The 8611-nt window shown below is 54.2% G+C and carries 7 protein-coding genes; 4 read left to right on the top strand and 3 right to left on the bottom strand.

Features of this window, described 5'->3' with window-relative positions; translation table 11 throughout:
* The first annotated feature begins 99 nt into the window (after positions 1-99).
* Positions 100-1446 carry an outer membrane beta-barrel protein gene (locus ABF824_RS08330; protein WP_415487951.1) on the top strand — a complete coding sequence of 449 codons (1347 nt, stop codon included), beginning with the start codon at positions 100-102 and terminating at the stop codon, positions 1444-1446.
* A 96-nt stretch (positions 1447-1542) separates the two neighbouring features.
* On the top strand, positions 1543-2130 hold the full coding sequence (locus tag ABF824_RS08325; protein ID WP_415487949.1) for a polysaccharide biosynthesis/export family protein: 588 nt from the start codon (positions 1543-1545) through the stop codon (positions 2128-2130).
* 51 nt (positions 2131-2181) lie between these two features.
* Here the strand turns inward: ABF824_RS08325 and sucD are convergent, their stop codons facing one another.
* Positions 2182-3057, bottom strand: coding sequence for a succinate--CoA ligase subunit alpha (gene sucD / locus ABF824_RS08320; protein WP_415487947.1), 876 nt, complete (start codon positions 3055-3057; stop codon positions 2182-2184).
* Positions 3057-4256 (bottom strand): ADP-forming succinate--CoA ligase subunit beta, encoded by a 1200-nt coding sequence (gene sucC, locus ABF824_RS08315; RefSeq protein ID WP_415487945.1) that lies wholly within the window; start codon positions 4254-4256, stop codon positions 3057-3059. Before sucC ends, sucD begins: the two co-directional genes overlap by 1 nt.
* 313 nt (positions 4257-4569) lie before the next feature.
* Here sucC and ABF824_RS08310 point away from each other — a divergent pair, with 313 nt between their 5' ends.
* Positions 4570-5583 (top strand): NAD(P)H-quinone oxidoreductase, encoded by a 1014-nt coding sequence (locus ABF824_RS08310; RefSeq protein WP_415487943.1) that lies wholly within the window; start codon positions 4570-4572, stop codon positions 5581-5583.
* A gap of 20 nt (positions 5584-5603) precedes the next feature.
* Positions 5604-6386: an alpha/beta fold hydrolase gene (locus ABF824_RS08305; protein ID WP_415487941.1), complete on the top strand. Its 783-nt coding sequence runs from the start codon at positions 5604-5606 to the stop codon at positions 6384-6386.
* Positions 6387-6406: 20 nt separating this feature from the next.
* Here the strand turns inward: ABF824_RS08305 and ABF824_RS08300 are convergent, their stop codons facing one another.
* Complete coding sequence (locus ABF824_RS08300) at positions 6407-8314, bottom strand: HAD-IIIC family phosphatase (protein ID WP_415487939.1); 1908 nt, start codon at positions 8312-8314, stop codon at positions 6407-6409.
* Positions 8315-8611: the final 297 nt, after the last annotated feature.

The following is an 8611-nucleotide window of genomic DNA, read 5'->3' as shown; positions in this document are numbered from 1 at the left end:
GTATGGACTAAATGCAGTTATTCAATTATTCCTCACGCGGGGCAGCCCGTACCGAGGGTCGGATAGTGCCTATTAAGGAACGAAAGTCGAACTGTCCCAATGTTACGCCCTAAATTTAACCTTTTTTACGGCTTGACACTTTGCGCTGCCTTCGTTCCGCGCGCTGCGTCTGCGCAAGTCGTTACCGAATACTTGCCTGCGTTGGGTTCGGGCGCGGGAGAACTGATTGAGGAGCCCGCTCAGGTCAGAGCATCAAAATCTTATCAACCGCTTGGTTATCGTGATGGACCATTGACCGTAAATCTCGATGGCACCGAAAGCTTCGGTTATTCAAGTAACGTCGATCGTCTGCAACACGGTCGTCAAAGCGCGGCCATCATGACCGCGGGGCATATTAGCGCAGTAAGGATGCTCGACAGGCAGGACCAGGTTCATGCCGAGGTCAGTGTGACGGACACAAGATATCCGTCTCGCTCATTACAAAATCGAACAACGTGGAATGGCACGATCGGCGCCACGAAACACTTTGGACATGACGAACTTGGTGCCGCCTTTACTCATATGTCACTTGTCCAGATGCCGACCGAATCAGGTGCGCTGATCATCACAGGGCCCGTTCCCTATAATGTTGACGACGGGCGCGTAAGTTATCTTTTTGCTTTACCAAGCCGCCTGAGTTTTCGCCCTGAAATTTCAGTCCAGCATTATTATTTCGGTAAGCCGGAAGTGGCTGGTTCCTCCCCATTTCAGGATCAGAGCTATCGTGACCGCGTTATTGTCAACGAGTCAGTCACCGCCCGTTATCAGATGCTACAAAACAGTCATTTGTTATTCTTGGCTCAAGGAACCCAAATTAAATATACGGGGAATACACAAGCCTTTTCAATGACCGATGATATAACAGCTCCACGAAGAAATTCGACCGGTTTCTCAGTTCTGGGTGGTTATAGCTGGAATGAGGCCGGGCCGTTTCAGTTCCGCGCCTTGGTCGGTTACCAGAGACGCGTCTTTTCTTCCTCTTTGTATGGAACAATTAGTTCCCCCATTGCACAGGCTTCTTTCCGGTGGCTTCCAACAAAGCTGACGACTGTATCGGCAAATATTACTCACGGTATCGAAGATGCGGCTTTCGAGAGTATCGTGGGTTATACCGATACCAGCGCGGAATTACGCGTAACTCATGCTTATTCCCGCAATATCGTTTTCGAAGTCCACGGCAATCTCCATAAGGCGCATTACCCCGCCAGTTCACCTGAACTGCTGGCGACACCTATTGGGGTGGCTTCAAACAATCAGAATTCCTATGGCGGAGGCGTTGATCTGCATGTCTACCTCAACCGCCACATCAGCCTTGATTTCAGCTACGAGTATATGAGCCAGAGCGCCTATCTTGGCCCGATGTTCCCCGTGCATGTTGCTATGGCGGGGGTGCATTTTGCTCTGTAATCGTGGCCTTTACCTTCTGGAATCGGAGCAGTCTCGATATGTGTGTCGAGGCCGTTCGTATCATTTAACCCTCTGCATGACAGGAAGTCCCAGCACATGACACGGCCAGCCACCTCCGCCGACCGTCGGACGCGCTCTTTCACCGCCCTTAGCTGCGTCGCATTTCTGATGTCAGCCTGTGCAGACGGGGCGAATCTGAAGCGCGTTCCGTCCTATGACCCGGGCGAATACACGCTGGGCGTGGACGATCAGATCAGGGTCATGACCTATGGTCAGGACCAACTGACCTCCGATTTTCGGGTAGATAGCACCGGAAAAGTGGCTTTCCCTCTGACGGATGGCCTTCAGGCTGCGGGTCTCACAACGACTCAGTTCGCTGATGAGGTGAAGCAGGCTCTCGAGCATTCCCGCATGCTGCGTGATCCGAAAGTGTCTGTTGAGATCACGGCCTACCGCATGATCTCCGTCCTCGGAGAAGTGGCCCGGCCCGGCCAGTATCCTTACCAGCCCGGCATGACCATGCTGACAGCCGTGGCCTCCGCGGGCGGCTTTACCTATCGTTCCCTTGAAAGCCGCGCTTATGTCATCCGGCAGGAAGGCGACAAAAGCGTGATAGGCAAGCTCATGCCTCAGGATTATGTAAAGCCGGGCGACGTGATCAAGATTTACGAGCGCCATTTCTAAGGATACCCAAGCTGAGACGTGGCATATTCCGACGCGCCTCAGCTTCTGTTTTTATCCTTTGAGTGCAGCCTGAAGCGTCGTTCCCAGGTCCGCTGGCGTCGGCGCGATATGCACACCAGCGGATTTCAGCGCCTCCATCTTGGCCATAGCGGTGTCATTTCCACCGGAAATGACCGCACCAGCATGCCCCATTCTACGGCCCGGCGGCGCTGTGATGCCCGCCACCAGCCCGACAACCGGCTTTTTCACCGGATTGTCTTTCAGGAAAGTGGCGGCGTCGATTTCTGACACACCACCGATTTCTCCAATCAGAATAATCGAATCCGTTTTTGGATCCGCCAGAAAGCGTTCCAGCACGTCAATGAAATCCAGTCCCTTGATCGGGTCACCGCCGATTCCAATGCTGGTGCTCTGCCCCATGCCAAGCGCTGTCGTCTGGGCAACAGCCTCATAGGGCAAGGGCCCGGACCGTGACACGATACCCACGGAACCGGGGCGATGAATGGGGCCCGGCATGATACCTATCTTGCAGGCATCGGGCGTAATGATCCCCGGACAGTTCGGACCGATCAGCAGGCTTTTGGAATGATCCAGCGCCGCTCTTACCTGCAACATATCCTGAACGGGAATCCCTTCCGTGATGCAGACAATGAGCGGAATTTCGACAGAAATGGTTTCCAGAATCGCATCCGCGGCTCCCACCGGAGGCACATAGATAACGGTCGCGTCCGGCTTGGTCTCCGCGGCTGCCTGCTCGACCGTGTCGAAAACAGGGAGTCCAAGATGTGTTGTTCCCCCCTTTCCCGGCGTCACGCCGCCTATGATGGCAGTGCCATAGTCCAGAGACTGCTGCGAATGAAAGGTGCCCTGAGCGCCGGTGAATCCCTGCACGAGCACTTTTGTATTTTTGTCGACAAGAATGGACATCAGGCAGTCCTCCGTGCCCGAACGGCAGCGACGATTTTTCGGGCGGCATCTCCCAGATCCGTGGCGACAGTCACATCGAGACCAGATTTTTTCAGCATATCAAGTCCCTCTTCGACGCTAGTTCCCGCAAGCCGCACCACCAATGGCACTTTGAGGCCAACCTCTCTGCAAGCGTCGATAACGGCACCGGCAATCAGGTCGCAGCGCATGATGCCGCCAAAGATATTGACCAACACCCCTTCTATTTCCGGATCGCGCAGCAGAATGCGGAATGCCGCCCCCACCTTCTGACGGGAAGCGCCACCGCCGACATCAAGGAAATTGGCGGGAGCCTCGCCTTCTTCGTGAATGATATCCATCGTCGCCATGGCGAGACCCGCGCCGTTCACCATGCAACCGATGGTCCCGTTCAGGCTGATATAAGAGAGGCCAAAACGCTCGGCTTCCTGCTCTCTTGGGTCTTCTTCGTTTGGATCACGCAGTTCCAGAAGTTGGCGGTGCCGGAACAGTCCGTTATCATCGAACGCCATCTTAGCGTCGAGCGCGACCAGACTGCCTTCTTTCGTCACGACCAGCGGATTGGTCTCAATGAGAGAGGCATCGAGGGTGGTAAATGCTGTATACAGACTGCGCAGTACCTTCGCGAACTGACTGATCTGGGCACCTTTCAAGTCCAGTTTCGTTGCAAGAACGCGCCCCTGATACTCCATGAAACCACGATCAGGATCGATTTCGACCTTGAGGATCTTCTCTGGTGTTTTTGCCGCCACATCCTCGATGCTCATGCCTCCGGCTTCGGACGCGACGATGACAATCCGCCGCAGGCTGCGATCAATAAGCATGGAAAGATAAAGCTCGCGGGCGATGTCGCATCCTGCTTCGACATACAGTTTACGCACCACTCGACCTTCTGGCCCTGTCTGTCGGGTGATGAGCGTGTGATCCAGCATCTGAAAGGCGGCTGCCTTGGCTTCCTCCGGCGTATGCACGATCCTGACGCCATGCACGTCGGGATTGTCCTTGAAATGCCCTGCCCCACGGCCACCCGCATGAATCTGCGCTTTTACTGCGAATACACCTTTCGGCAGGGCGCGGGCCGCATCTCGGGCCTCGTTGGGAGAATGAACGACGGAACCTTGCAGGATAGGAACCCCATAGGAACGCAGCAGGTCTTTGGCCTGATATTCATGGATGTTCATAATCCCTCCGCAGACAGGTTGAACCGGATCCTCCGGTTTCGCTGCGGCATTCTATAGGGAGAGGATCATCATCCGGCCATTCATCGACCGTTCAAGGTTTGGTGCATCGCATGATGACGGGTTCGTCATCATGCCAGAAATGCAGAGTGATTTTTACAATGAACTGATTTCTCACAGTTAAATCGTTCTAATTTCGCAGTATCCTACAGTGTGTTCATAAATGCCAGCGTCCTCAAACATGTGTGATTGTCAGGCGTCAGGTAGTCGCGTTACCGTTTGGACCAACCGATAAAACACAGCGCGCAGGCCTCCGATGACCTCTTCAATTCCTTCCTTCATGCAAGCCATCGTCCTTGATGAACCAGGAGGCCCCGATGTTTTGCATCTCGGCGAAGTGCCAACGCCTCAGCCCCGACCGGGTGAAGTTCTCGTTCATGTCGCAGCAAGTGGAGTCAATCGGCCCGATATCATGCAGCGAAAGGGGCTGTATCCACCGCCGCCCGGAGCTAGCCCGTTGCTTGGTCTGGAAATTGCAGGAACCGTGATTGCCCATGGCGCTGCGCTTGAGGGCATCTCTTTTCCGCCGATCGGCTCGAAAGTTTGCGCCCTGACAAATGGTGGAGGCTATGCGGAATATTGCGCCGTTCCGGCTGGTCAATGTCTACCTTGGCCCAAAGGCTATGATGCCGTAAAAGCCGCTGCCCTGCCTGAGACATTTTTCACAGTCTGGTCGAATCTGTTCACGACGGCAGGGCTGAAAAAAGGCGAAACTGTTCTCATCCACGGTGGGGCTGGCGGGATTGGCACCGCAGCCATTCAGATTGCCAAAGCAATGGGTGCCCAGCCTTTTGCAACGGCGGGTGATACCGAAAAATGTGCTCTTTGTGAAAAGCTTGGTGCTAAGGCCATCAACTATCGCACCGATGACTTTGTCGAGAAAATCAAGGAATTGACGGAAGGCAAAGGCGTGGATGTCATCCTCGACATCATTGGCGGCCCTTACTTTGAAAAGAACCTGAAAACGCTGGCGATGGATGGCCGACTGGTTCTCATTGCTCTGCAAGGGGGAGCAAAAGCGGAAAATGTCAGCCTCACGCGGATAATGACCAGACGCCTGCACATTACCGGCACGGCGCTCCGGCCCCGCAGTACGGCCTACAAGGCGGATGTGGCGCAGGCTTTGCGCGAGAATATCTGGCCGCTTCTTGACTCAGGCGAACTGGCGCCCGTCATGCATGCAACTTTCCCGATCGCCGAAGCCGCCGAAGCGCACAGGGAAATGGATACTGGTGCGCATAGCGGCAAAATCGTCCTCGTCCACTCCTGATCTGATTTCTGGAATTTTTGATGCTTCTACATGTTATCGAACGTGGGCCGACCACGCCTGTTAGCACGTCTCCTGTTGTTTTCCTGCACGGGCTTTTTGGCCGAGGCCGTAATTTCGGGTTCTTTCAACGCCGTCTGGCCGACACGCATCGCACGTTCGCACTGGATTTGCGCAATCATGGCGAAAGTCCGCATGGGCCGATGGATTATCCGACCATGGCGGAGGATGTGTTCGAGACACTCAAAAGCCTTAATGCCACGCCCGCGATCATTGTGGGGCACTCGATGGGAGGCAAGACCGCCATGATGCTGGCTCTGCATCATCCCGAAATTGTCAGTAAACTCCTAGTCGCGGACATCGCGCCCGGAGAAGGCGGCTTTTCACAGGGGCATGACCTTGCCGCAAAACTGGCGGCGCTTCCCCTGCCCGCCCATCTGACGCGTGCGGATGCTGACGCCCTTCTGGCGCAGGTCATCACAGAACCAGAAGTGCGTAATCTGATGATGCAGAATCTGGAACTTGGCGATAACCCGCACTGGACGATCGGTATTCATGAAATCGCCGCTGCTATGCAAGCGATTGTCGGGTGGCCGGAAATTCCGCAGGGCACGCAGTATGACGGACCAACCGAATTCGTGGCTGGTGGTCTTTCCCATTACATCCAGCCAGCCAATTATCCGGAAATGAAACGGCTATTCCCGCATTACAGGCTGAAGATTATCGAAGGTGCAGGACATTGGGTGCATGCGGAAAAACCGAATGATTTTTTGGAGATTCTGAACGAGTTTATCGGAAACGGATAAGCTATTGGATGAGCGCAAAGCTACTTAGTACAGACAATGTGCGTTGGCGCATTTTGCCACGTTTCGAGCGGTAGCAGATAGACTTCGCCGCCATCCGTAGTCCTTCCCGCATGAGCAAAACCGAGGCGGGTGTAGAGATTTGCCACCATGCCGTTCTTGGCAGTCGGAAAGTAGAGTCCACGCAGAAATGCCGCGCCCCGCTGCTTGGCCTGGGCGGCGATGATCCCAAGAGTGGCCTCTTCCACACCGCGCCCCAGAACACGGCAACTCATAAGCCAGGTATCTATTTCCAGCACTTTATCGGGCGCATCCCGTCCGATAATGACGGCGATCAATCCATTATCACCAAAACGGTCAGTTAGGCGGAACCAGAGGCCGAAAGCCGCACTGTCCTGCATAAGGGCGACCAGATCTTCGTGCGTATATCGGCGCGTCGTAAGATTGAACTGGTTGCTCTTGTTAATGAGCTGCGTAATACGCGGCAGATTTTGAATATTGAACAGACCATAAGACAGATTCATATTGAGGTTCGCGAGATAACTGTCGAGATCTGTAGCGTTCTCCTGAAGGGCTGCTCTCTGAATATTGGCTTGGTATTGTCCACTGCGTGCGAGATCCTCGGCACTCAGTGTGGGGAGGTCGAAATATCCTGCTGCAGCCAATGTTTCGGGGATAAGCGCCGGGTCATCAGGAAGTTCCGGCACTTCAACCATTGGAAGAGCCTCTCGCACGCGGGCCCGCTCAAAGGGATTGTCGTCTGCGAACACGAGAGAATCGAGACCGATTTTCAGGCGTCTGGCAATCTCTCTGATATTCTCTGCCTTGTCGTCCCAGTTTACGACGAAGCAGGCAATGTCTTTTTCCCGTAAAAGCATTTCCGGATGTACGCAGAAAGGTTCGCGAGCATTGGGTTCGTCATTTTTGGAACATACTGCAAGGATTATGCCTCGCCCGCTCAAACGCAGAGCATAGTCCTGAATGGCAAGATAGGCTTCGCCGATGGGGCTTCCCTGACCGAGTTCGATTCCTGTCAGACCGTCATCCCCGATGACGCCGCCCCAAAGTGTATTATCGAGATCAAGAACCAGACATTTCGATGCTTTGCCTGCCATCCCAGCAAGACTTCGACCGACAAGTTCCCCGAACACAGGCGCAGCGCAGGGTGCGATTTCCTGCTTTGCGCGCAACCACAACGATGGATTATGCCAAAACGCGATTCCATTGCGTGATGCCATACCTGCCAGATCAAGAAAAATCGCAGTGTGCTCCATGCATAAAGCGGGAAGAGCCGCGTTTAATCTCTCGATGAACCCTGCTGGAGAAGCGGGAAACGACGTTTCCGCGCTTCCCATCAGCCGTGGCAGAATGGGCAGGAAGGACGTCTGTAGAACCGGACAGTTGTAATGTTCTTTCGCTGCCCGCCAACAGCGCGGAAGCAGTGTCTGTGTCACTTCCGAAAATGCCGCGTCGGCAGCAGCCTGATCAGCATTACGTGGCAGATAGCCCGTGATATGGTGAGCGTCGAAAAGTAGTAAAAAAGCAGTCGGAGCGAAGTGTTTCAGCGCTTCGTCTGGCTCACTGAGTTCTTGAAGATAACTACCATATTCGCCGATATGAACTGCTGCCCACATACCGCGCCGCAGTGCCGCTACACGAATGGAAGCGGCGAGATGATTGATTGTGGACGATCCGAGGATGGCGAGCCGCACCGGCCTGACGGGCAGATCTGGTGGAGGTTGAGGAAACTTGCGCGTCAACAGGCGCTCCAACCTCATTGTACGCGTGAAATCAAGATCGTGCCGCGCCAGAGCTACAAGGCCATCCCAGTTTGAAGGAGCACCGTTCATCGCGGTGAACTGTTCATTCCACTGATCGGCTGCTGATTTACTATCGAGACTGGGAAGCCAGAAGAGATTTTGGGCGTGCATAAGATCTGTCCACTGATTAAAGTTGAGCAACAACTTCGCTGCAGAGATCCCGCCACTCCTCGGCCGCCCCCATAACCAAAGGCTACGGCCGTGTTGGGTGGCACATATTCTCCCGCTTTCTAGGTAGTCACGTCGTTCACAGTGCCGAACGCCCTGAAATTTTTATTCAGGGTTCGTAGAAATCCATCCTGTCCATTTTTGCATTCCATCAAATCGCAGGAGAACAAGTAGTTCCAAACCACTTTTCCACTGAGCTAAATTAAATTGGAAATTATTTCCGAAGCAAATGAAACACGA

Origin of the sequence: Acetobacter sp. (assembly GCF_047721705.1) — a bacterium.
GTDB lineage: Bacteria > Pseudomonadota > Alphaproteobacteria > Acetobacterales > Acetobacteraceae > Acetobacter.
Note: the sequence above shows the minus strand (reverse complement) of the source record. Positions and strands in the feature narration are given on the sequence as shown.

What these genes read in the sequence shown, in the direction of transcription:
- ABF824_RS08330 (WP_415487951.1), top strand. Translation starts at nt 100, where the DNA reads ATGTTACGCCCTAAATTTAACCTTTTTTACGGCTTGACACTTTGCGCT.
- ABF824_RS08325 (WP_415487949.1), top strand. Translation starts at nt 1,543, where the DNA reads ATGACACGGCCAGCCACCTCCGCCGACCGTCGGACGCGCTCTTTCACC.
- sucD (WP_415487947.1), bottom strand. Translation starts at nt 3,057, where the DNA reads ATGTCCATTCTTGTCGACAAAAATACAAAAGTGCTCGTGCAGGGATTC.
- sucC (WP_415487945.1), bottom strand. Translation starts at nt 4,256, where the DNA reads ATGAACATCCATGAATATCAGGCCAAAGACCTGCTGCGTTCCTATGGG.
- ABF824_RS08310 (WP_415487943.1), top strand. Translation starts at nt 4,570, where the DNA reads ATGACCTCTTCAATTCCTTCCTTCATGCAAGCCATCGTCCTTGATGAA.
- ABF824_RS08305 (WP_415487941.1), top strand. Translation starts at nt 5,604, where the DNA reads ATGCTTCTACATGTTATCGAACGTGGGCCGACCACGCCTGTTAGCACG.
- ABF824_RS08300 (WP_415487939.1), bottom strand. Translation starts at nt 8,314, where the DNA reads ATGCACGCCCAAAATCTCTTCTGGCTTCCCAGTCTCGATAGTAAATCA.